General features: G+C 39.3%; 20 protein-coding genes. 6 read left to right on the forward strand and 14 right to left on the reverse strand.

What is annotated here, in order from left to right:
* Positions 1-259 precede the first annotated feature (259 nt).
* The 8 genes from M3175_RS07085 to M3175_RS07120 form a co-directional block, all read right to left on the reverse strand.
* Entirely contained in the window at positions 260-1,468 is a 1,209-nt protein-coding gene (locus M3175_RS07085; protein WP_251516618.1) for a glycosyltransferase family 4 protein, read from the reverse strand.
* 177 nt (positions 1,469-1,645) lie between these two features.
* Positions 1,646-2,155 (reverse strand): (2Fe-2S)-binding protein, encoded by a 510-nt coding sequence (locus M3175_RS07090; RefSeq protein WP_251516621.1) that lies wholly within the window; start codon positions 2,153-2,155, stop codon positions 1,646-1,648.
* Positions 2,146-4,419 (reverse strand): xanthine dehydrogenase subunit D, encoded by a 2,274-nt coding sequence (gene pucD / locus M3175_RS07095; RefSeq protein WP_251516624.1) that lies wholly within the window; start codon positions 4,417-4,419, stop codon positions 2,146-2,148. The genes M3175_RS07090 and pucD overlap by 10 nt, the downstream gene beginning before the upstream one ends.
* 11 nt (positions 4,420-4,430) lie before the next feature.
* Entirely contained in the window at positions 4,431-5,288 is an 858-nt protein-coding gene (locus tag M3175_RS07100; RefSeq protein ID WP_251516626.1) for an FAD binding domain-containing protein, read from the reverse strand.
* Entirely contained in the window at positions 5,285-5,902 is a 618-nt protein-coding gene (locus M3175_RS07105) for a nucleotidyltransferase family protein (RefSeq protein ID WP_251516629.1), read from the reverse strand. The genes M3175_RS07100 and M3175_RS07105 overlap by 4 nt, the downstream gene beginning before the upstream one ends.
* Entirely contained in the window at positions 5,862-6,935 is a 1,074-nt protein-coding gene (locus tag M3175_RS07110; protein WP_251516632.1) for an XdhC family protein, read from the reverse strand. Before M3175_RS07110 ends, M3175_RS07105 begins: the two co-directional genes overlap by 41 nt.
* A 487-nt stretch (positions 6,936-7,422) precedes the next feature.
* Positions 7,423-8,646, reverse strand: coding sequence for an MFS transporter (locus M3175_RS07115; RefSeq protein ID WP_251516635.1), 1,224 nt, complete (start codon positions 8,644-8,646; stop codon positions 7,423-7,425).
* Between the two features lie 15 nt (positions 8,647-8,661).
* On the reverse strand, positions 8,662-9,075 hold the full coding sequence (locus M3175_RS07120) for a MarR family winged helix-turn-helix transcriptional regulator (RefSeq protein ID WP_251516638.1): 414 nt from the start codon (positions 9,073-9,075) through the stop codon (positions 8,662-8,664).
* Positions 9,076-9,204: 129 nt separating this feature from the next.
* On the opposite strand from M3175_RS07120, the gene M3175_RS07125 reads away from it, so the two are divergent.
* Positions 9,205-10,119 (forward strand): ABC transporter ATP-binding protein, encoded by a 915-nt coding sequence (locus tag M3175_RS07125; protein ID WP_251516641.1) that lies wholly within the window; start codon positions 9,205-9,207, stop codon positions 10,117-10,119.
* Positions 10,106-10,942, forward strand: a complete 837-nt coding sequence (locus tag M3175_RS07130; RefSeq protein WP_251516644.1) for an ABC transporter permease subunit — start codon at positions 10,106-10,108, stop codon at positions 10,940-10,942. The genes M3175_RS07125 and M3175_RS07130 overlap by 14 nt, the downstream gene beginning before the upstream one ends.
* A gap of 51 nt (positions 10,943-10,993) precedes the next feature.
* Here the strand turns inward: M3175_RS07130 and M3175_RS07135 are convergent, their stop codons facing one another.
* A complete protein-coding gene (locus M3175_RS07135; RefSeq protein ID WP_251516648.1) occupies positions 10,994-11,818 on the reverse strand; it encodes a DUF8832 domain-containing protein in 825 nt (274 codons plus the stop codon).
* 226 nt (positions 11,819-12,044) lie between these two features.
* On the opposite strand from M3175_RS07135, the gene M3175_RS07140 reads away from it, so the two are divergent.
* A complete protein-coding gene (locus M3175_RS07140) occupies positions 12,045-14,429 on the forward strand; it encodes an immune inhibitor A domain-containing protein (protein ID WP_251516651.1) in 2,385 nt (794 codons plus the stop codon).
* A 48-nt stretch (positions 14,430-14,477) separates the two neighbouring features.
* Here M3175_RS07140 and M3175_RS07145 read toward each other — a convergent pair whose 3' ends face one another.
* The 4 genes from M3175_RS07145 to M3175_RS07160 form a co-directional block, all read right to left on the reverse strand.
* Positions 14,478-15,539 (reverse strand): Ger(x)C family spore germination protein, encoded by a 1,062-nt coding sequence (locus tag M3175_RS07145; RefSeq protein ID WP_251516654.1) that lies wholly within the window; start codon positions 15,537-15,539, stop codon positions 14,478-14,480.
* On the reverse strand, positions 15,536-16,630 hold the full coding sequence (locus tag M3175_RS07150) for a GerAB/ArcD/ProY family transporter (protein WP_251516657.1): 1,095 nt from the start codon (positions 16,628-16,630) through the stop codon (positions 15,536-15,538). Before M3175_RS07150 ends, M3175_RS07145 begins: the two co-directional genes overlap by 4 nt.
* Positions 16,631-16,654: 24 nt before the next feature.
* The gene (locus tag M3175_RS07155; RefSeq protein ID WP_251516660.1) at positions 16,655-18,142 is read right to left on the reverse strand and encodes a spore germination protein; all 1,488 of its coding nucleotides are present in this window, start codon (positions 18,140-18,142) and stop codon (positions 16,655-16,657) included.
* Positions 18,143-18,266: 124 nt separating this feature from the next.
* Positions 18,267-19,265, reverse strand: coding sequence for a F510_1955 family glycosylhydrolase (locus M3175_RS07160; protein ID WP_251516663.1), 999 nt, complete (start codon positions 19,263-19,265; stop codon positions 18,267-18,269).
* Positions 19,266-19,550: 285 nt separating this feature from the next.
* Here M3175_RS07160 and M3175_RS07165 point away from each other — a divergent pair, with 285 nt between their 5' ends.
* The 3 genes from M3175_RS07165 to M3175_RS07175 are packed head-to-tail and all read left to right on the forward strand — an operon-like array spanning position 19,551 to position 22,133.
* Positions 19,551-20,951, forward strand: a complete 1,401-nt coding sequence (locus M3175_RS07165) for a sensor histidine kinase (protein ID WP_251516666.1) — start codon at positions 19,551-19,553, stop codon at positions 20,949-20,951.
* Positions 20,923-21,600, forward strand: a complete 678-nt coding sequence (locus tag M3175_RS07170; protein WP_251516669.1) for a response regulator transcription factor — start codon at positions 20,923-20,925, stop codon at positions 21,598-21,600. Before M3175_RS07165 ends, M3175_RS07170 begins: the two co-directional genes overlap by 29 nt.
* A complete protein-coding gene (locus tag M3175_RS07175; RefSeq protein ID WP_251516673.1) occupies positions 21,597-22,133 on the forward strand; it encodes a TVP38/TMEM64 family protein in 537 nt (178 codons plus the stop codon). The genes M3175_RS07170 and M3175_RS07175 overlap by 4 nt, the downstream gene beginning before the upstream one ends.
* Here the strand turns inward: M3175_RS07175 and M3175_RS07180 are convergent.
* The gene (locus M3175_RS07180) at positions 22,130-22,969 is read right to left on the reverse strand and encodes a dimethylarginine dimethylaminohydrolase family protein (protein ID WP_251516675.1); all 840 of its coding nucleotides are present in this window, start codon (positions 22,967-22,969) and stop codon (positions 22,130-22,132) included. The two genes, M3175_RS07175 and M3175_RS07180, sit on opposite strands and share 4 nt — an antisense overlap.
* Positions 22,970-23,002: the final 33 nt, after the last annotated feature.

Here is a 23,002-nt window from a genome sequence, read left to right on the forward strand (position 1 = left end):
TAACGTCCTTCATCCCCTTTATGAAGACCGTTTCCTCCCATTTTACCTGGGCTAACGTCCTTCATCCCCTTTATGAAGACCGTTTCCTCGCATTTTACATGGGCTAACGTCCTTCATCCCCTTTATGAAGACCGTTTCCTCCCATTTTACCTGGGCTAACGTCCTTCATCCACCCTATGAAGATCGTTTCCTCCCAGATTACCTGGGCTAACGTCCTTCATCTCCTTTATGAAGAACGTTTCCTCCCAGATTACCTGGGCTAACGTCCTTCATCCACCCTATGAAGATCGTCACCTCGGGATTTTAAAATCGTTCTACCAAAATTAACAATTTCCTGTTGATATATCTGTTCAATTTTCCTTGCAAAAGAATCAGAAGAATAGTTACAAGCGGCTTTCGCTCTTGCATGAGTGCTTAATCGACGATATACCTCTTCCTGACTAAGCATCATGCGAAGTTTTTCATCAAACTCATCAAAGCTTGAGTATTGCCAGCCATTTTCCCCATCTGTAATCACATCATCTAAACAACTATCCTTCCGACAAAGGGCAGGCACTCCATTTGCTAATGCCTCAACATAAGTTAATCCTTGTGTTTCACTATTTGAGGCACTCACAAACACATCCCCCAATTGGTAATAAGCCGAAATGTCTGCGGGAGAGACCATTCCCACAAAGATCACATTATTACGAATTCCCAAAGTTTTTGCGTATTCCTCCAGGCTCTCCCGATTGGGTCCATCACCAACAATCAGTAGCGTCACGTTCTTTTGTTCTGTTTTTGATAGAAAAAATAGTATTTCCTCAAGGTTCTTTTCCTTGGCTAAGCGACCCACCGATAAAAGTACCTTATGATGTATAGGAATACCCAATCTCATTCGAAGAGTTTGCTTCTCTTGATCATCAATAGATTTAGTTATTCTAACTAAATTGATTCCTGTAGGAACCACCTGAATGGGTCGAGTCACTCCATATTCCATCAGAATGGAGCGAACTTTATTCGTAGGTGCGATCACACAATGAGTGTTTTTTAATACTTTCCTTGAAAAAATAGCAACCATGGCTCTTCCCCATTTTTGGTTAGGAGAAAAATAATGCGTATAATCCTCGTAAACTGTATGATATGTATGCACAATCGGAATTCCCAGTTTCCCTGCTAGTTGTCGAGCCATTAAAAAGGTACTGAATTCACAATGAGAGTGAATAATATCTGGCTGCCAGTCAATCATCTCGTCAAGATATTGCGTATCTGTGCGCCAAGCAAATCTTGCTCCAGGGTACAGCTTACCCGCTCCAAGTGAGCGAATATAGGTTACATGGCCCTTTTGATACGACCGTTTTGTTGTAGATAAAGTTAGTATTTTCACCTCATGCCCTAATTCTCTTAGTTCTTTTTCCAAAGTCATAACAGACGTGACTACCCCATTTATAACAGGAGCATAGCACTCCGTTGTTAGTAAGATTTTCATATTTAGCCACCTTTGCTCGTTTTTTTCATACGGACAAACTTGAGTCTAAATAAAATAAAAAAACACCTTTCATACTATCCATTTAGTATAAAAAAGTGTTTTAAACGAGACTTTGGAAAATTGTAAAATATACTTAAAGATTTATATAAATAAATAAAGGGCCTCATAATAGGGCCCTCAAATTGCTTGATTATTGTTTGTAATCACCTTTTGGACAGCTCGTATAATTCCACCATACCCCGTACATCGACAAAGGTTCCCAGATAGAGCTTCTTGGATTTGCTCGTCTGATGGAGAAGGGTTTGTAGCTAACAAGGCATTTACCGCCATCACCATTCCCGGCGTGCAATAGCCACATTGAAAACCACCTTCTTCTAAAAATGCACGTTGAATAGGATCCAGTTCTTCTCCTGCCAAGCCTTCTATCGTAACAATAGAAGTGTCATTGGCCTGATAAGCCATGACTAGGCATGAATTAACTAATTGATTGTTCATTTGAACCGCACAAGCTCCGCAACGACCAACTTCACATGAAATTTTCGTACCAGTGAGGTGGAGTTCTTCCCGCAAAATGGTGACAAGCCTTTTCGTGGGTGGAACCTGTAATACCACATTGGTTCCATTGATGGTTAAAGAGATCTCCATTTTTGGGGGAGTCATGATTTCTGCATGTTCTTTCATACCCATCGCTTCTCCCCTCTAGTAGCCATTTGCTCTAGCAAAAACTCCCTTGATACAGGTAACTTATTCACCCAACACCCCGTTGCATCATGAATAGCCTTCACAATCGCTGGAGCAACTGCAATTGTACCAATCTCTCCCACTCCACGCGGCCCATATATATCCCCCTCTTGTAGCTTCTCAATTGCTTCTACATTCATTACGAATGGCACATCCTGGATGGTAGGGATTAAATACGTATCGAAATTATCATTTACGTACGCTCCATTCTCCATCTTTGCTTCTTCCATCAAACTGTAGCCTAATGCCATTATCCCCCCTCCTTCAATTTGTCCCTGATAACCTAGCAAACTAACAACAGGGCCAGCCGCGATTGCTTGTTCTAAATCCAGCACCTTTACCTTTCCTGTTAAAAGGTCTACCTCCACCCGTGCTAACACAGAAGAAAATGCATATAAGAAATGACTTCCGTCTACAACAGCATCAGGACTTACTGGGAAATTAAAAGAAGTTTCTACTTTTAAAAGGGGTTTGTTGAGAGTTTTTTCGGCTAATTCGACATACGAGATACATAGACTTTCATCAGTTAGCCAAATTCCATTTGGTCCCATAGTCAATTCATTAACAGGTAAATCGGTTACTCTTGATGCCCTCTCCAAAATCTCGTCTCGAAATGTTTCTTTCATTCTTTGTATCGAATTCCACACCATACTCGTCGCACGAGAAGCTGTTGACGATCCCGATATCGGTACGGAGTCTGTATCACCGACAACAATACGTATATCATCTTCCTTACATTTAAACTCTTCCATAACTAATGTTTCAATGACAGCTAGTAAGCCTTGCCCACACTCTTCAAAACCGAAAGCAGCTTCTATTTTTCCTTCTTTAGTAAAAGAAAGTCGTCCACCTGCTGGGTCGATTCGACCGACACCCAATCCCCCACCATGTATGGAAATGGCCACTCCCGTTCCTGTTACCTTCCACTGATCTGACAAATGACTGTTGTTTGTATTTTCATGCAATTTTTCCTTTATTGCCTCTAAGACATCTCTAGCGCCACTAGTTGGAGCAATTTTTTGTCCTAAGGGTCCAGGACTATCTACTTGTCTCAAGTTTTTTTCGCGAAATTCAAGAGGATCCATCTTTAATTTTTCAGCTAAACGGTCGATTTGGCCTTCGAGTGCGAACGTCACCTGATTCCCACCAAACCCTCTAAATTCACCTGCCACACCATTATTCGTAAAAACGGACAACCCTTCGATTTCAATGTTAGGAATCACGTAGGGACCAGGAGCATGTTCTACAGAAAAATCCAAAACTGCAGGACCAAGTGTGGCATAAGCTCCTGTATCAGCTAAAATCTTTACCTTATGCGAAAGGATTTTTCCCGAATCATCCACACCCGTTTTCATGGTTATTTTCATCGGATGTCGTTTTAACCCAGCACGAACCGATTCTCTTCTCGTTTGGTGAATTTTAACAGGACAGTTTGTTGCAAGTGCCAGCAATGCTCCGTAAGGCTGAATATTTAATTCATCTTTCCCCCCAAACGATCCACCCATTGGACTCGATACAATCCGAATGTCAGTCTCATTCATATTTAAAATTCTTGACAGCTGATAACGATCTTTGAACCCATGCTGCGTACCAACATAGACCGTTAATTTCCCATCAACTTCAGGGACAATCACTCCACCTTCTGTCTCCATATAAGCATGCATTTGCCTCGGAAGTTCATATATCTCCTCTACAATATGAGAGCATGATTGGAATCCTTCCTCCACATCTCCTTTTGAATAATAGGCACGATGGAGTAAATTTCCATCAGGATGAAGCCTTGGTGCATTAGGATGAAGGGCTTCTTCTGGATCAACAATGACAGGGAGCTTCTTATATTCCACCTTAATAAGTTGCAAAGCTGCATCAGCAATTTCTATCGTATCTGCAGCCACAGCTGCGATCGCATCCCCAACATAGCGCACTCGATCCTCACATAGCACAGGTTGATCAGGAAATATGAGCCCAAACCCGTTTAACCCTGGAACGTCCTTATAAGTGACAATCGCTCTTACCCCTGGAAGCTGTTTTGCCTGGTCAACGGAAATAGATTGTATTTCTGCATGAGGTTCCGTACTTCTTAAGATTTTTCCGTATAACATACCTGGAAACGATAGGTCGGTTAAATATTTTAGTGCACCAGTTACTTTTCCTAGACCGTCAGGACGTATCTTCTTTTTCTTATTAAACAAGCTAATTTGTATCGCCATTGGCCCCTCCTTTATGTAGCTAGCCTAGCAATCTCTGAAACCACCCAATTGGCAGCTACTGACTTTTTGTATATTGCAGTAGAAAACACGTCTGTAGTAGGAGTAAATTCTTCTTCAATTGTTTGGAAGAGCTTCTGTAATTGATCGTTCGTAGGTGCTGAACCTTCTAATAATCGCTCACATTCATATAATCGCTGAGGCTGAGTAGTACTACCACTTACAGCCAATCGAACGGCAGAAAGCTCCTTTTTTTCATTAAGATGGAACGTTCCTGCCACCGTTACAATACTTGGTGTAAATGACTCACGATGACAGAGCTTCTTATAGAAAAAACGCTTAGTTTGATCATCTGGCACCTGGACAGAGATAATGAGCGATTGAGAGTGATTTTTTATAAAATCATAGAATGGTTGAAGATGAACTAAGTTACCATCAAACACGGTAATAACAGCATCCATTGCTAGTAAGGCTGGAATCATATCCCCAAATCCATTAGCGATATTACCTCCGATCGTCGCTTTGTTTCGGACAGCAGGTGCTGCAATATTTCTAGCAGCCTCCACAAGAAGAGGATGGAACAGTTCCTTGTTTTGACGACAGAAGTCCAAGGTAATGCTTGCACCAAGTCGAGTATATGATTGACCATTAACCAGATCCTTCCCCCAGCCTTTCACCTCATTCACTTGATCTAAACTAATTAAATATAAAGGACAATTGAATCCTTTCGCCCAATGAGTTTGCATAAGAGTTCCGCCAGCGATAAACGAAGCAGTTTCCCCGAACTTTTCTTTTAGATCCCATGCCTGCTCGAGAGATGTGGGTATGAGGACTTCCGTATCAATTAGTGAAGTGGTTCCTTGTCTAATCATTTCCATTCACCTCCAATTACTCTTTCATAATCTTCCTTCGTATCAATATCATAAAAGTCTCGAGCATTTGAGAACTCTACAACCATTCCTTCTAATTCCTTAAAAATCTTTCTTGCCCCAACATCTCCCTGTAGTTTCATCAACTTAGGAATAACCCCTGGTGCAAAGATGACAGGTGGCCTAGGAATTCCTTCGAAACAAGCAGCTACGAATTCTTGCTGATCAGCACTGATATAAGTCATGATTACCTTTTCTATGGTAGCCTTCGATAAATAAGGCTGATCGGCTAGGAGAACCATGATTCCTTTTGGATTCACACTCATAGCAGAAAGAAATCCTCGCTTCAATGAATGCGCCTGCCCTTTCTCCGCATCCTCACATACCACATGAGACCATTGACTTGAAAAAGGAGAACAGAACAGAGAGGGATCAACCCATTCGAGGGAGTCTTCTTTTTTTGAAACAACAAGAACATGTTCAAGTGAGGAAGATAATGCTGTACGTAGAGCGGAGTTTCCGATGGTACAAGTAGAGAGTGGAAGAGAAAGCTTGTTTTCACCCATTCTGCTACTCTTACCCGCAGCAAGATATATGGCGATGATTCCATTCTTCATAGTGAATTCCCTCTTTGCTTTTTTTCCGTTGTTGAATTAATTCAGCTACGATACTAACCGCAATTTCCTCTGGTCCCTCTGCTCCAATAGATAAACCAATTGGACTTTTTACGTGGGGTGGAAGGTCATTTCCTTCTAGCAATCGTTGTGTCCTGTTTTTCGAACCAAGTACGCCTAGATACCTGATTTCTTTGGTCAGCAGATACTGTAAATATTCCTTGTCTCTCTGAAAATTATGGGAAACGACGATGGCTGAATCTGTAGGGTGAAAAGTTAATTTTTCTACACTCTCCTCAGGAAATCCAACAATCAGTTGATCTGCGTTAGGGAACACTTCTTTATCGCATAACGCGGGGCGCCAATCAGAAACAATGACCGAAAATCCAGTTTTAGAAGCTAATTCTACTAATGGAATGACATCTTCTCCCGCTCCGAAAATCATGAGTCGAGGTTTTGGTTCAAAGGTGTGGATATATACGTTCGAAGCTAACTCGGAGGAAAACAGGGTTCCGCTTTTTTGGGGCATTGAATGATAATTCTTTAAAAGACTTTTAGCTGCTAAAACATTCCTCCCCGTCCAGTTTCCAAAAATAGTTCCATCATCGGTCATAAACAGGCAAGAGGATGCAGATAAATGTTCGTCTAATTGTTTGATCATCGTCACTCGATTCCCAAGTGCTAGATGGTTTTTTAATATAATCAGATGTTCTAGAAGCTGATCGTCAATCGGTTCGAGTAAAACTGTAATGATTCCATTGCAGCCTGCGCCTTGCCCCCATGAAAGATCATCTTCCGCTTGCATATGATAAACAATGGTTTGTGGCTCACTTGTTCCAAACCATTCTTTTACTCGACATTCAAGATCGGTTTCCAGACATCCTGCACTGAGGATTCCAGTTCTTGACCCATTTTTATGGAACAACATAGATGTTCCTTCTTTTCTATAGGCGGAGCCCTCTACTCGGATGATCGTTGCAAGAACCACCTCATTAGAAGTTGAAATCATCTTTAGAATGTCATGGATTGCTTCCATCCGTGCCCCTCCTCTAATTTTCATATAATTCAGTGTATTTATGAATCATAACAAAATAAAAATAACAAATGTATATTTTTGTAAGGGAATCTAACACAGAAAGTGAATAAAGACGTAAATATAACAAACCAGCTCTCTTTTAAGGACCTGGTTTGTGAAGGGATAGCTATGCTAGTTTATGGGTAGAGGGAATAATGTATTTAAACCATTCAGCTCTGTGGTCAATATCTTATACGGACTCATTTTTTGCTTATGAACTGTCTCCTGTCTGAAAGAGTCCTCGATTTAGACTCAGTGATTGATTTTGAGCTCTCAGCTGTCTGAATCCAGCTCTCATTCGGACTCTGATTGCGCTTTCTGCTATAGCCCCTGTCCGAATGAACCCTTCATTTGGACTCTACCATCGTTTCCGAACCCTAAACTGTCTTAACCCTACAAAAAAAAGGACTCGAATCAAATCCGAGTCCTCTCCCAAAATAACACCAGACTAATTAGCCCGCTTATTCAATTCTGTGTTATAGGTTGCTTTTCCAGTCTTACTCATCGATTTTCTCAAATTAAAGTAGATGTATACGATCATACCTACCAATACATAAAACGATCCGTAAAAGTACAGTTGGCTAAATGAAAGCCCAGATGCTAATAGTCCAACAATATAGGATCCGAGACCAATTCCCATATCAAATACAGACAAGAAAGTAGCCGTTGCCATAGCTCTTCGTTTCGGTGGTGCGGACTGTATCGCGATGGTTTGGAAGGTTGGAAACAATGTACCCCAACCAAGGCCGATAAAACCAGCTGCAAGTAAAAAGATGAAACCTGAAGATGCTTGACTGAGAATGAACAAACCTATGGAGAATAGAATAATCCCAGGAAACACAATGATATTTGCCCCGAATTGATCAAACCATCTACCAGTAAAGGGACGCGACACTAAAAGAACAAATGCATAAACAACAAAGAAGAAGCTTGCCACATGACCTAATTGAATCTCATTTGCATACACAGAGATGAATGAAATAATCGACGAATATACAATCGCAAAGAATGCACCTGTTATGGCAATCGGTAATGCTGTTTTTTCAAACAAAGAGCCAGTTGTAAACTTCGTTGGTTCTTCAGAAGGCGCTACCCTCTTATTTGGTTTTGATAGTGAGAAACCTGCAACGAGTCCACCTAATGAAGCAGCAAAGGCAATCATAAGCATCAAATGTATGCCACCACTTTGCATGGAAGTTAGCCCGAGGTAAGGGCCAATGACCATTGCTAGTGCTGAGGATAAGATAAAGTATCCCATTCCTTCTCCTCTTCTTTGTTCAGGAATAATATCCGCTACGATTGAACCAGCAGCAGTGGTTGCCATCCCAAAGCTAATTCCATGAATCAGTCTTACTGTTAGCAGTTGTGGAACACTATTTGCAAAGAAGTAAAAAAGGGTGGTAGCAAGAAATAATAGCAATGAAGTGATTAGAATGATTCTTCCGCCATATTTCTCAATTAGTTTACCTGAAAAGGGGCGTATAATGATCGCTGCTAGTAGAAAAGCCGTGGTAAGTAAACCAGCTGAGGATTTGGATGCCCCTAAGTCATTAACGACGTACACTGGTAATGTTACTAAGAGAAAATAGAAACTCATAAATAAAAAGAAATTGCTGGCAGAAACCGCAATAAAGTTTCTCGTCCACAATTTGCTTTGTGTTGTATCATCCAAGATGTTCACAACTCCCTATAATTTTTTTAACCATGTGGTCACAATGACTCGTAGTTCCTTTTGGTTTTGTTCGGAAAGACCGCTTAGGATTTGATTATTAACATCCATCACGGCTTGTTCCCAGACTGGATAGCTTGTGATTGCTTTTTCGGTAAGGCCAATGTATTTTTTACGTCGGTCTACCCCTTCCGTCTGTTCAATAAGCCCTAGTTTTTGAAGCTTCTGAATGGTTCTTGTCATCGGTGGAGCTTCAATCGCTAAATAATGACATAGCTCTTTTTGTGTCATAGATCCTTTTTCCTTAAGCACAAATAAAACTGACCACTGAGAGCTGTAGATTTCATACGGTTCTAACGCCGCATTTACTCGTTTGGTCAGGTTCCTTGAAAGTTGGTGAATGCTATGAAAAAGCTCATGTTTCTCCTGCATCTAATTACCTCTCCTTACCTATCATAATACTACTATTTTGTTAAAAGGGGCACTAAAGCCTTATAAAATGATATAATTACCTTAATACTGGAAAATTCACACATTCCTAGGGAAAAGGGGGACAAAAGATTGGTTCCAATTATTCAAGTAGAAGGAATACAAAAACAATTTGATGCACGGCCCGTTTTACATGATGTATCTTTCACCGTCAATAGAGGCGATATTGTCGGGTTGTTAGGACCAAATGGCAGTGGGAAGACGACCATTATTCGATTAGTAAATGGTGTCATTGAAGCCACAGCGGGAAGGATACTCGTCAACAATTGGGATCCACAATCTCAAGGTCATGAAATTCGAAAAATCAGTGGTATCCTAACTGATGGAGCTGGTCTTTACCACGAAATGAGTGGTGTTGATAATCTTAGATTCTTTGGAAAACTTTACGGAGTGAATGATGAAAAGAGGATACAACAATTACTTGAGGATTTTCAACTAGCCGACCACCAGCAGAAAAAAGTGGGTACATATAGCACAGGTATGAAACGCAGATTAGGAATCATAAAAGCCATCTTACATAACCCCACCATCCTTTTCTTAGATGAACCTACCAATGGATTGGACCCAGAAGGTATTCAAATGGTACTGCAAAATATTTATACATTAAACAAGAAATACGGAACCACGATCTTCCTTTGCTCTCATATTCTGCATCAGATTGAAAGCGTTTGTTCACAATACTTATTTTTGGATCATGGCACCATTATTGAGTCTGGTACCAAATCAGAATTAGAAGCAAAATACATCAAAGAAATTTCTGTAAAAATTGAAACAAACGCGGTTGTAAATGAATTAAGCCCTCTATATAAAGTAGCCAAACAGGACGGTTCTTTTATCACCTTTATCTTACAAACAAAGGACCAATTGCCAAGATTATTAGAGGAAATATTGAAAAAGCAATTCTGGATTCATCATGTAGAAATTCAAAATCGAGATTTAGAGAGTTTGTATTTTCAGATTAGAGGTGTGAAAAATGAAGATAAATAGGCAACTAGTCTGGGCAATCGCTTTGAAAGATATTAAGGGCATAACGAGTAATAAACAAGTGCTCATCGGTCTGATTATCCTGCCTTTGATTTTTGCGGTCATTTTTCCTGCTGCATTTATTTTAGTTATTAATTTTGTTCCTCTTACCTCTTCTGATATAGAGACAATGACAAACACCATTTTATCTGGACTGCCTAACGGTGAAATTAAAGATACGATTAACGAGTTACCATCCTTTAACCATCAAATCATTTATGTGGTTGTCAATTATTTGTTAGGGTCTATGTTTCTACTTATTCCCGTAATCAATTCCATGATGATTGCGCTTAATAGCTTTGTTGGAGAGAAGGAAAGAGGTACTTTAGAGAGCCTGTTATTTGCACCAATCACCGTAAAGGATTTGTTTATTGGAAAAGTACTTTCGGCTTTTATACCAACGATGGTTTTAACCATCAGCAGCTTTGTCATTTTTGGTATTATTACAACTGCCATTACCTATCCAATCTTTAACGGTTTTATTTTTCCAAATACCAATTGGATTTTACTTGTATTTTGGTTATCACCAATCATTACTTTATTTACGATTCTAATAGAAGTATTAGTCTCAGCCCGGTCAAAAAGCTTTCAGGAAGCTCAGCAAATCGGTGGACTAGTTATCCTTCCGATTGTTGGTTTATTTGTTGGCCAAGCGACAGGAATGTTAATTATTAGTCCGATCATCCTTCTTTTTGTTGGCCTTTTCTTATTAATGATTAACGTGCTGCTGCTCTTCTTAATATCTAAATATAATAATCGAAACACCTTATTTGAAAGCCAAGTGTAACAATTAAAAGAGGTACAGACGATCACGATAAGTCTGTACCTCTTCTTATTATCACAGGATCTCCACAACAAACGGGAAGACTCTCACTTTCCCATCTTGCTTAAATTCTGCCCATATTTTATATATTCCCGGCTGGTCAAATTGTGTTCCAAATACAGGTTTTGTAGTATCTTCTGGGTGTACATGAAGATACTTTTCACCATGTTCATCTAGAATAACGACATGGCCCATTGCACCTAAATATGGTTCTAACTCTGTTGCATCAAGCTCAAAATTAAGTGTCACTGCTTCTCCAGCGGTTTGTGAACTCATTTGTAAAGTTACCTTTTTTCCATCCATCTCCTGAGTAAAATCATTATCAGGTTGTAGCCCATGACCGTGAGTATCGGTAACTTCCCCGACTACAATCGACATCGGTTGAACTGTATAGGATAAATCCTTAGGCTTGATGTCAACGAACACTCTATAATTATCGTTTTCTAATTCAACAGCAACTTCGTAATTTCCCGCTCCAACTTCATTCGGGTGAATATGCTGATACGTGTCTAAATGTTCATTCACCACTATAACATGCATATATTTTTCATGATTAATCTCCAAGTCTGATACAGGATTCCCCTCATTATCAGTCAAAGTGATGTACAATAGATCCTCTTTGTAATCAAGTGTAACGTTTACTTCACTATCGGCTACCCCATGTCCTTCATGACCTTCTTCTTCCGTGTGTTCCTGTACTTGTTCCTTTTCTGAGTGACCATGGTTACCACTCTCACTTTGCGCATCTGAACTTTCTTCAACTTGAAAAAACCCATTAAGAGTGTATCCTGCAACAACCAAGAGTACATACAGAATGGCTGATAAAGTCCACTTTTTCATGATTGTATTCCTCCAGTTCACTATTTGTATTCTTTTATACTATACCCTCCTACCCTATAAAGTCAACCATAAAAGAATTAAATTTTCTATATATAGGAAAATCAGCACCATTACTATTCTACCATTTTATAGTAATATAACATTTTTAGGAAAATAGCCCCTGTTTCATACTGAATTTTAAGAATATTATTTATTTTGTAACTCGAAGTAAAAGGGGGAGAATTCATTGAATAAATTTCTCAAAACAGGAATAACTTCCGTTGTTTTAGCCGGCACATTATTCTCTGGAAATCTTATTGGAACAAGCAGTCAAGTACATAAGGTTGAAGCAGCTAGCACGCATTCACATGGCACCATCGATTTGGCACTTGTGAATGATGAAAGATTACTAGACTCATTAATTAAGAGAGGAATTATTTCTTCTACTGCAACAGCAAAGGAAAAACAGAATGCGTTAAATGCTTATATTGCTTTAAAAGGGAAGAATGAAGACACTAAAGCAACAGATCCTTTAGCGAGCAAGGTAAAAGCAGCTGAAGCGGCAATAGAAAAAAACTTTAAAGAATTTAACAATGGTCTATTAAAAGGAAAAGGAAACAAAAATGGTCAATTAAAAGGCAATCCCACTTCAGTAGAGGAAAGCGAATCACCTGGAGTTCAAAAGAAAGGGAAGCTATTAACACTCATGGTCGAATACTCAGACTACGAACATAATAATATTCAACCTGAAGAAACGGATAATTATTATGCAGACTATAATACAGAGCATTACGAGGATATGATTTTTGGAGATAACGGTGTGGAAGGACCAAACGGGGAAACATTCGTGTCTCAAAAACAATTTTATGAAGAACAGTCAGGTGGAACATACACCATTGAGGGACAAGCTTATGGTTGGTTACAGGTTCCTGAAACGGCTGCTTATTACGGTGCCGATCGTGCAAGCGGTGGACACGATAATGTTAATCCGGGTGGGTCCAAGCAACTGGTAAGAGACACGTTAGATGCAGCAAAAGCAGCAGGCGTTCCACTAGAGGACTATGATTTAGAAGATCCACATGATTTAGATGGTGACGGAAACTACTGGGAGCCAGATGGTCTTGTTGATCACCTTCAAATCATTCACTCAGGTGTTGGCCAAGAAGCTGGCGGTGGTTCTTTAGGAGACAACGCAATCTGGTCTCACCGCTCTGCAGTCTTTTATGATCCAGACGGACTTGGCAAAGGATTGCCAGGATTCTATGATTACACAGTGATGCCCGAAGACGGCGCGACTGGGGTATTTGCTCATGAATATGGACATGATTTAGGCTTACCAGATGAATACGATACGATTTATAGTGGAACTGGTGAAGCAGTTGGTTACTGGTCGATTATGGCAAGTGGTTCATGGGCTGGGAAAATTCCAGGAACAGAACCAACAGGCTTCTCTCCTTGGGCAAAGCAATTCTTCCAATCAACACTAGGTGGTAAATGGACAAACCCTACTGTCGTTGAGTGGGAAGATGTTTCTACGAAAGGAACACAATTCTTATTAGACCAAGCAAATTCACCACTTGGAAAAAACAATCAAGCCATTCGTGTGAATTTGCCACAAAAGAAAACACCTGTAAATACGCCTGCTGCTGGAACGTATGAGTACTGGGGTGGACAAGCAGATGAAATGGACACAAACATGGTGACTTCAGTCGATTTAACTGGTAAAACTTCTGCCACATTAACCTTTGATGCTTGGTACGATATTGAAGAGCAATGGGACTTTGCCTTTGTTCAAGTATCAACTGATAATGGAGCCACTTGGCAGTCACTTGGAAATAATAACACTCGTTCTGATGTAGTACCTGAAGGATATCCAACAATTTTGAACTCAATGCCTGGATTAACTGGTAAATCAGACGGTTGGGAAGCACAAGCATTTGATTTATCAACGTATGCTGGTCAGAAAATCCAACTTCGTTTACGCTATGCAACAGATTGGGGTACATCACTTATTGGTTTCTTCGCAGACAATGTGAAGGTCGTTGCCGATGGTCAAACACTTGTTGAAGATGGTGGAGAAGCTGCAACTTCTACCTTTGCATTAAACGGATTTACTAAAATGGATGGAAACAAATTAACGGACCACTATTATTTGCTAGAGTGGCGTAATCATCAAGGCGTTGACGAAGGGCTCGCTCATATTGCTCGCGGAGAATCGATTATGAGCTATGATGGTGGCTTAGTTGTTTGGTACGCAGATGATAGTTACACTGAAAACTGGACTGGACAACACCCTGGTGAAGGCTATCTTGGAGTAGTAGATGCACATGTTAGCACAGATCTTCAATGGCTTTTAGCAAATGGGACAAAAGCACAAGCAAGTACACGTTACCATATTGCCGATGCAGCCTTTGGCTTACATGCGACTAGCGGTCTGAACTTGAATTACCCTGGAGTGCAGACATTAGTATCCTCAAGTCTACCTGGAGTGTCACTATTTGATGATAGTAAGTCGTACACAAACACTTTTATGCCAGATGCTGGTCGAAATCTAGCTCAATATGGCTTAAAGATTCGCGTAAATGGACAAGCAAAAGATAAGTCGGTTGGATCCATTGTTATTTACAAATAAGACAAAACCTCTTAATGTGGATCTTCCACTTTAAGAGGTTTTTTATTCTTATTCAATTACTCCCGTTTCTGTAATTAACACTTTACTCGAAACATGAAAAGTAGCATTTTGATACACTTCATTCCATTTATCTGGATCAAACTTTCTTGTTTGAGTTTTTGCTAATACTCCAATACCAATAGGGTCAATTTTCTGATCTCGAAAGCGCTCTAGTAATTCTTTTGTCTTTTTATTGATTGCCTCCTCAAATGCCTTACCCGCTTGATCAACCACTTTCGAATCAAGTTTTTTTCCCGTATATTCTCTTATATGTGCCTCTAACTCTACGTATAAATTCACCTTTGGTTGCGTTAATGGATCTTTGATATCATACTTCCTTTTCGTTGTAATATTATACGTTGTTACAATATCTTTCCCTACATTAAATGTATAGGCTCCATTTCTAAAGTTTTCCATGAGAGCCTTAAAGAAAAACATATCCTTAGAATTTAAGTAATCAACCGCTCGGTCATGATCAAATAATGCAATTCCCTGTACCTTTACCTTATTACCTGTTAGTTTGACATAAGGTAGGAAAGGATCCTGCACCTTTGAATAATATGAGTACATAAATAAATGCAGATTGGACAGAGGTAATTCTCGATGCCTCATATTATGTTCTAGTAAAGTATTTAAATAAGATCCTGTTCCGAGGTTTCCAAGATTTTTCTGCATGATTTCATCGGCTGTTCCATCAACAACGGCTAAATACAATCGTGATCCAATTCCAGCATCACGTTCAAAGGTATCGGTTATCTCATATAACCCCCTTTCTGCTAGCTCTTTACCAAACAAGACAATTTCAATACTTCCATTCTCGAGGGGGTCAGCTGATTTCATTTGTGCCTGCCGGTTAATTTCCTTGCTAACTTTTGCCTCCGCCACAAAAGATTCATTCGATATACTTTTATCTGCTTTATATACCGGAATAACAATGGTTCCTTTCACTTTTCCATCCTCTTTGGCATCATAGCCAACTCCACTCATAATATTAATATCATCAATGATTTTTTGTTCAACACAACCTGTAAGGAAAACGATTAAAAATAGGATATTCAAGATCTTGATCATGTAGATTTCCTCCCCTTCATACGATAAAAAATACTACTAAAGAGGAACATAAAAGGAATGTATCCGTAAAGTAAATAAAAACCAATTTGCGCCGTATAATCACTAATCATATCAATTTGCTCTCTAGTTTTTATTAGGCAACTAGCCGTACAAACGAGCAGTAAAAGAATAACAAGTAAAGGACGTTGCCTTTTTTTGAATACCCTTTTTGCCCCGCGGCTAGCCGACCACATCGCTAAACATAGATTGGGCAGGATGACAAATAACCAGGAAGAAATCGCTACATACTCAATCCGCTCAACGAAAGGAAGCTGAACAATTTTTAGCATCGTTAATGTCGCCCATATATTTCTCATTAATTGTTCCTCAGAGAAAAAAGCTGTACTAACAACCATGACTGCTAAATAGATAAAGATGGTTGACGCTGAGCCAAGATGAGCCCATTTCTGCGACTTTTCTGGTTCTTTAAAAAATGGGTAATAAAATAACAAGGTTTCAAATCCTAACAAACTTAATGTTACTTGTTTGGTTGATTTCAGAATTTCTATAACGGAATGATCTAAGATAGGAAGCAGGTTTTCAAAAAATGCATACTTCAAGGGATAAAATAAAGAAAATAGCAAGTAACCAGGAAGGACAACCCCTAAAACAGCCATCCCCGTAACGGTACGAAGACCTCCGTTTACAATGTAAAATACAATAGTCAATATAGCGATAGAAAAAAGACTAATCCTGATTCCAGGAAACACCCACACTTGAACGACTTCGATATACGACCTAAGGATCGTAAGTGTTAATAAACAAAAATAGATGACAAGCAAAATAGAAAAAACAGACCCAATCCATTTACCGAATAGTGTTCGATGTACATCGGTAATATCCCCCTGTTGCTTATCAAGGATTTTATACATCATCCATATGACCACATGAACGCTTATTCCACCTAAAATAATTGTTATCCACGCATCATTTCCGACAGCCTTAGTAAGCAATCGCTGAAAACCTAATATACCAACCCCTATTTGAATTGCTTGAACCAAGTAAAAAGAAAAGAATGGAGACACTTTTAATCGGTCTGGAATGTTAGTCACAAAAGAACAACTCCTTATAACGAGCTATTCATCAATATCTCGATGAACTTTTTCATCTTTTGGTGTGAAGCGTTTTTTCTGTTCAGGACGATTGTGAACAGGTCTTCGGCTTAGCTTGGAAAAAGGCAGACGAATAATGGTATCCTTTAAATCTCTGAGCCTTGTTGGATAAAAAGGTTCCAGATATGGTCTCCCTAAAGAGGTTAACTGCAATAAATGTCCTGCAAGTAATGAAAAGCAAAGGACAATCCCGAGTAAGCCCCATGCATGGGCAAAAAGCAAAAACGGGAATCGGATAATACGAATGGTGTTACCGAATTGATAAGTTGGAGTGGTAAACGAAGCCAGCGCTGCTAAGGCAACCATAATTAACAAAACATTACTTGTTAACCCGGCCTCAACCGACGCAGTCCCGATAACGATCCCGCCTACGATACCAATTGTTTGACCTACCTTTGTCGGAAGTCTAGCTCCAGCCTCTCTTAGTAATTCAATGGTGAGCTCAAGAAACAGCGCTTCTAAGATAGGCGGTAAGGGAATGGCTCTTCTCGATGTAATCAATGTCGCTAATAAATCCTTAGGTATTAACTCATAATGATACGTCAAAGTCGCGACATATATAGGTGTAATCAATATAGAGAAGGCAATAGAAGCAATTCTAACAATTCGTATGAAGGAAGCGGCATACCAATTTAATAAATAGTCCTCAAATGTGGAGATGGACTCATTAAAAGTGGTGGGACCAATTAAGGCATGTGGCGATCGGTCAACTATAATAGCAATTTTTCCCTCTGCAAGTGCGGTTGCCACCCGATCTGGTCTTTCGGTATCCAGAATTTGTGGAAATGGAGATCGCTGATTGTCCGCAATAATTTGTGAAATATAAGCCGAATCACCAATCGCATCAAAATCGATTTCGTTCAATCGCTGTTTAAGCGTATTTACGTTTACTTCATCTGCAATATCTTCTATATATAAATAGGCAACTTCGGTATTCGATAAATCACCGATTGTGATTTTTTCCACTTTCAGGCTATCAATCGGCAACCTTCTTCGGATAAGGTAAATATTTGTATCTAATGATTCAATAAAAGATTCTTTCGGACCGACCACACTAAATTCTACTTCTGGTGGAGAGATGGACCGATTTTCATCTTTGGGTGCTGGAACTAAAACTCCATGATGATTAGAATCTGTAAAGTAAATATACACATAGCCAGAAGGCATCTTCTCTAGTAGATCCTTCGGGCTTGTCACATCAATGATTTCCTCAATTGGAATTTTTGACTTGAATTCCTCCAAGTCACTGATTTGTAGCAAATTCGGTAGGATATATTGATGAATTACTTCCGCATCCACGATACTTGAAAAATAGGAGATAACATACGGAACCTTCCCCTGCTCTTTTTTATAAAACACAAAATCACTTGATTTCCTCAGAGAATCAAACGCTTCCCGGATTGTTGTTATTTCTGGTTTTTTCTCTGATTTTTTATTACTCCCTTTTTTCATCATACTTCTCACCGAACTTTCACAAAGTAAAAATTATGCTAGGATTATTATCCTTTAAGAGGAAAAAATTATACTTTATCACCATAAAAAAGACGTAGAGAACTACTTCTCTACGTCACATTCTTTATTGTAATTTTCCTGATTTCGCTAGCAACTTCCAGCTTTCACCGTGATCGGTGGTTTGGTATATGTCATTGTTAAAGCTAACGAATGTGATTTCATGTTCGTTTTTTGGATTGATTGCGGCGTACATAACGGCGTCTTCCTCCATCTCCGGCAACGTAATTTCCTCTTCTTTATCATCGGTTAAGTTTCTTATTACAAATGAAGGCTGACCATCATATTCACCGTAAAGGAGGCTATCACCAGTAAAATAAACACTTGTTCCCTGTGTTCCTGTTGTTAGTAACTCAAACGTTTCTCCCTGGTTTCTAGACATGTAAATTCCGTCTTCAGCCGCTGCTGCCAATATATTTTTATCTGTTGGATGTACAGCTAATCCAATGAGCTCACCTTTTAAACCATTCGCTGAAACTTCTTTCCAATTGGCTCCATCGTCTTCGCTTACATAAAATGCATCAGCCTTCATAACGGAGTTTTTATGTGGACTCATCGCAAAAATTTGATGGTTGTTATATCCTACCGCCATAAGATGAAAATCCACTTCGACTTCAAAGCCAAGACTTTGTAAAGTTTGACCATAATCCACACTTTTCATAATGCCAATTGGGTTGGGAAGCTTAGAATCTGTTCCCGGGTGACCGCTTGAATAAAATCCATCATCGGTGGCGTTAAAGCCCATATAATCATTATTTTCCCTATTTGTTTTTAACCATGTTCCGTTCTCATATACCTTTAACCCATCATGAGCTGCAAAAAAGGTAGCATCTTGATCTCCAACATACCCCAGCCCGTGGATATGATCTATTTTTCCAGTGAACGATTCAAAAAAGTCATGTGATGCGAGCGAAACTGTAGCTGAATCTCCGGTTTCATCCTGTGCGTCTGAGTCCTGAGTTTCGGTTTGATTTGTTGATTCCTCTGGTTGCGCTGTCTCGTCTTCTTGGCTGCACGCTGATAGCGCCAAAAGGCTAATTGCAGCTACTAGTAAAAATTTATTCATCTTAAAAAATGGCCTCCTAATATTAATGTGAACTATGTCCCGGCTTTTCAAATACTATACTTATCATACTTGCATATTGCTTTTTCATCTACGGAACTATCCTTTTTCTACAAATTCATAGTAAAAACATAGTCTCACTTTACCAATACTTTGTGCAGAATTTATGCATAAAGTTTGATTCTTTTTTGTCATCTGCTAATATTCCCTTATTTTTCTTATACATAAATTAAGATTTCCATAGTAAATTCGATTACTATAGAAGTATGACCAGAAAGGAGAATTCCCTTGAAAAAGCTATCCATCAAATTAGGGGCCATTTTCTTTTTATGCATTTTAGGACTTGAATCGTTTATGTTCCTTTTTCTTCACTCTGCTTTAGTAGAATCACGTATACAAGAAGAACTGAATGCCCTTCAAGCCCGCGGGAATTCCCATCGTGCGATTTTAGAAAACCATTTTACCCCAGAAACTATCGATCACGTTGCTTTAATGGAAACAGAATCCACAACAGATGTAGTGGTAACCGATGCTGACTTACATATCCTTGGGTCATCGAGTAAAAATGAACAACTTATGGAAAACGTAAAGCTTCCTTTAAAAGAGGTTCCTAAGGAAGGCATCATCATCGAGAATGACTGGGAGACAGAACCTTTCATATCAACCGTTAGCTCTTTAGAAAATGAGGGGGAAATGATCGGATATGTGTTCATGTTTCAAGACACAGAAACCGTTCATTCCTTAATTAAACGATTAAACCAACATTTTCTCCTTGCTGGATTCTTAACGGTTGGTCTAACACTATTTATTATCGCTTTGCTGTCGAAAGCAATCACCAAGCCACTTATCAAAATGAAGGATGCAACCTTTCAAATCAGCCAGGGGAACTACTCTATCTCCTTACCTGAAACAGGGAACGATGAACTGGGCGATCTAGCCAAATCGATTGAATCGCTCGCACATGATCTTACCTTTTTAACGCAAGAAAGAAATGACTTTCTGGCAAGCATATCACATGAATTACGAACACCGATTACTTATATAAAAGGCTATACCGAAATTGTTATGAAACGCGAGTTATCTGAGAAAGAAAAACAGAACTACCTAGCTATTATTCTTGAAGAAACCAATCGTCTAAATGACTTAATTAAGCAGCTATTTGATTTAGCCAAAATGGATCAAAATTCATTTTTAATTGAAAAAACAGAAGTTAACATAAAGGAGATTCTTGAAAAAGTAGAGGTGAAACTGGCTCCTGCTTTTAAAGAAAAGGGAATGAATCTTCATATCTCCTGCCAAAGAGATTTCTTTTTACTGGCTGACCCAATCCGAATGGAACAGATTTTTTTAAACTTATTGGATAATTCCATGAAATATTCTTCACATGGAGGAAGTACTAGCGTGATGGTTGAACGAAGAAAAAACCAGCTTTATGTGACCATTCATGATACCGGTAACGGCATACCTGAAGAGGATTTACCACATATCTTTAACCGTTTTTATCGAGTAGATAAATCACGAACTCGTATGCTAGGTGGGGCTGGTCTTGGTCTTTCCATTGTTAAAGAACTAGTGAATAAACATGACGGAACGATAACAGTAAAAAGCCAAATACAACAAGGAACCGAATTTCAAATGATCTTTAAGGGAGTGTGGAGTGATGAAAACGATCTTACTGGTGGACGATGAGCAACGAATGTTGGATTTATTATGCCTTTACCTAGAACCAAAAGGATACAAATGCGTTCCACACACCTCTGCTTTGTATGCACTGGAATACTTATCATCGTATCAGGTTGACCTCGTACTACTAGATATCATGATGCCTGAAATGGACGGTTGGACGTTATGTGCAGAAATAAGAAAGAAATCGGATCTTCCTATTATCATGTTAACGGCACGAACAGATAAGACCGATGTGGTGAAGGGACTTGGTATTGGTGCAGATGATTATATCTCAAAGCCATTTGATGAAGATGAACTACTTGCCCGAATTGGGGCTGTATTGAGGAGACATAAGTCCACTAACACACTACTAACTTTTAAAGGACTAGTTTTGAATCTAGAATCCTTTGACCTGCATTATGAAAAAACACCCATTCCACTGACACCAAAGGAATTTTCCATGATGGAGATGTTTTTAACTCATCCTAATAGGGTATTTACACGCGACCATTTGATCACCTCGATCTGGGGCCATGGAGTTGCTACTGAGGACAGAACCATTGACTCTCATGTTCGAAATTTACGAGAAAAATTAAGAAAAGCCCATTTCCCTGCCGATGAGCACTTACAAACCGTTTGGGGATTAGGATACAAGTGGCAGGACGGACAATGAACGAAATTCTTTTTATTTTCGGAAGTGTAATAGGAAATGTGCTCATCGCTGTCGCTGGTGTTATTCCAAGTGCCTTTTTAACAGCTGTGAATATTGCTTTCCTTGGATTTGAGGGTGGGTTAGTTGTTTCTATTATAGGAGAAGCGCTTGGTGCCATTGTGAGCTTTTGGCTATATCGAAAAGGATTTTCGCGGGTGAAGGAGAAGATACATTTCAAGAGCAGATGGGTTCGAGTCCTCCTTGACCGATTGTATCAATCGAGAGGATTTGAAGCTGTTGCCATCGTTCTTTTGCTCCGGTTATTGCCTTTTGTTCCATCAGGTTTCGTGACGTTAACTGCTGCGATTGGTAAGATGAATATTGTAGCGTTTGGAATCGTGAGTACCCTTGGAAAGATCCCTTCTTTGTTCATCGAAGCTTATGGGGTTCACCAAGTTCTGAAATTTGATACGAAGCTTCAACTCATCTTAGCTGCTGCTGTTATCATGATTTTTATTATTTATTTTTTTGTAAAAAAGCGCCCCCGTGATTAATTCGAGGACGCTCTTACTAGTGGAAAGGTGCAACAGCGAAACGCTCCACCTGATTTAATAATCTCTGAAAAATCAACTTCGATTACTTTGTAGCCATGGTAACGGAGAGACTGGTTCACTCCAACATTTTTCGAATGACTAAACACCCTTTTGTGACCGATCGAAAGAACATTGGTCCCAAGTGATTCTTGTTCCTTTGTTGTCACTTCAATTAAGTGATACCTCGACCTGAGATAATCCTCTTTTTCTTTCGGAAACTCCCCAGGATAAATGAGCGCCTCGGTTGGGGATAGGATATTGAAAATACAATCTAAATGAAGAAACTTATCACTGAAAGGCAAATCAATGATATTGAAATTGGGGAGCAAGCTTTGGATATGATTAATCGCTGCCTCTGTCGTACGATTACTTACTCCAATATAAATGGTATCTTGATCAATGAGTACATCTCCGCCTTCGATATGATCTTTAAAAAGATCATTATGCTGAATACCTTGTAGGTTTAACCACTGAATGAGATTTTTCTCTTCTCCCACACGTGGCGGATGTGCCATTTTCGCGATAAAAATTTCTTCTCCCAGTGTGAATGCGATATCTCTTGTATAAACACCTTCTGTCATTTCTTCTTTAGGAGTGAGATACTCAACCTCTACTCCATAATCCTTTAACTTTCGTACAAATCCTCCATGCTGACTCATAGCCTTATCAATATGTATAGAAACCTTCTTTGTATTTTGATTTTCTACATTTCTTATTTTCCCATCCCCCATGTACTTTGGGTGACAAACAACCACTTTTTGCAGTAGATCGTACTCTGTATAACAGGATGGTTTCATCGTGTTTCAGCCTCCTTCCTAAAGTTACTATCT

This window comes from Robertmurraya korlensis (genome assembly GCF_023715225.1).
In the GTDB taxonomy this organism is placed as follows: Bacteria; Bacillota; Bacilli; order Bacillales; family Cytobacillaceae; genus Robertmurraya_A.

What these genes read in the sequence shown, in the direction of transcription:
- M3175_RS07085 (WP_251516618.1), bottom strand. Translation starts at nt 1,468, where the DNA reads ATGAAAATCTTACTAACAACGGAGTGCTATGCTCCTGTTATAAATGGG.
- M3175_RS07090 (WP_251516621.1), bottom strand. Translation starts at nt 2,155, where the DNA reads ATGGGTATGAAAGAACATGCAGAAATCATGACTCCCCCAAAAATGGAG.
- pucD (WP_251516624.1), bottom strand. Translation starts at nt 4,419, where the DNA reads ATGGCGATACAAATTAGCTTGTTTAATAAGAAAAAGAAGATACGTCCT.
- M3175_RS07100 (WP_251516626.1), bottom strand. Translation starts at nt 5,288, where the DNA reads ATGATTAGACAAGGAACCACTTCACTAATTGATACGGAAGTCCTCATA.
- M3175_RS07105 (WP_251516629.1), bottom strand. Translation starts at nt 5,902, where the DNA reads ATGAAGAATGGAATCATCGCCATATATCTTGCTGCGGGTAAGAGTAGC.
- M3175_RS07110 (WP_251516632.1), bottom strand. Translation starts at nt 6,935, where the DNA reads ATGGAAGCAATCCATGACATTCTAAAGATGATTTCAACTTCTAATGAG.
- M3175_RS07120 (WP_251516638.1), bottom strand. Translation starts at nt 9,075, where the DNA reads ATGCAGGAGAAACATGAGCTTTTTCATAGCATTCACCAACTTTCAAGG.
- M3175_RS07130 (WP_251516644.1), top strand. Translation starts at nt 10,106, where the DNA reads ATGAAGATAAATAGGCAACTAGTCTGGGCAATCGCTTTGAAAGATATT.
- M3175_RS07135 (WP_251516648.1), bottom strand. Translation starts at nt 11,818, where the DNA reads ATGAAAAAGTGGACTTTATCAGCCATTCTGTATGTACTCTTGGTTGTT.
- M3175_RS07145 (WP_251516654.1), bottom strand. Translation starts at nt 15,539, where the DNA reads ATGATCAAGATCTTGAATATCCTATTTTTAATCGTTTTCCTTACAGGT.
- M3175_RS07155 (WP_251516660.1), bottom strand. Translation starts at nt 18,142, where the DNA reads ATGAAAAAAGGGAGTAATAAAAAATCAGAGAAAAAACCAGAAATAACA.
- M3175_RS07160 (WP_251516663.1), bottom strand. Translation starts at nt 19,265, where the DNA reads ATGAATAAATTTTTACTAGTAGCTGCAATTAGCCTTTTGGCGCTATCA.
- M3175_RS07170 (WP_251516669.1), top strand. Translation starts at nt 20,923, where the DNA reads ATGAAAACGATCTTACTGGTGGACGATGAGCAACGAATGTTGGATTTA.
- M3175_RS07175 (WP_251516673.1), top strand. Translation starts at nt 21,597, where the DNA reads ATGAACGAAATTCTTTTTATTTTCGGAAGTGTAATAGGAAATGTGCTC.
- M3175_RS07180 (WP_251516675.1), bottom strand. Translation starts at nt 22,969, where the DNA reads ATGAAACCATCCTGTTATACAGAGTACGATCTACTGCAAAAAGTGGTT.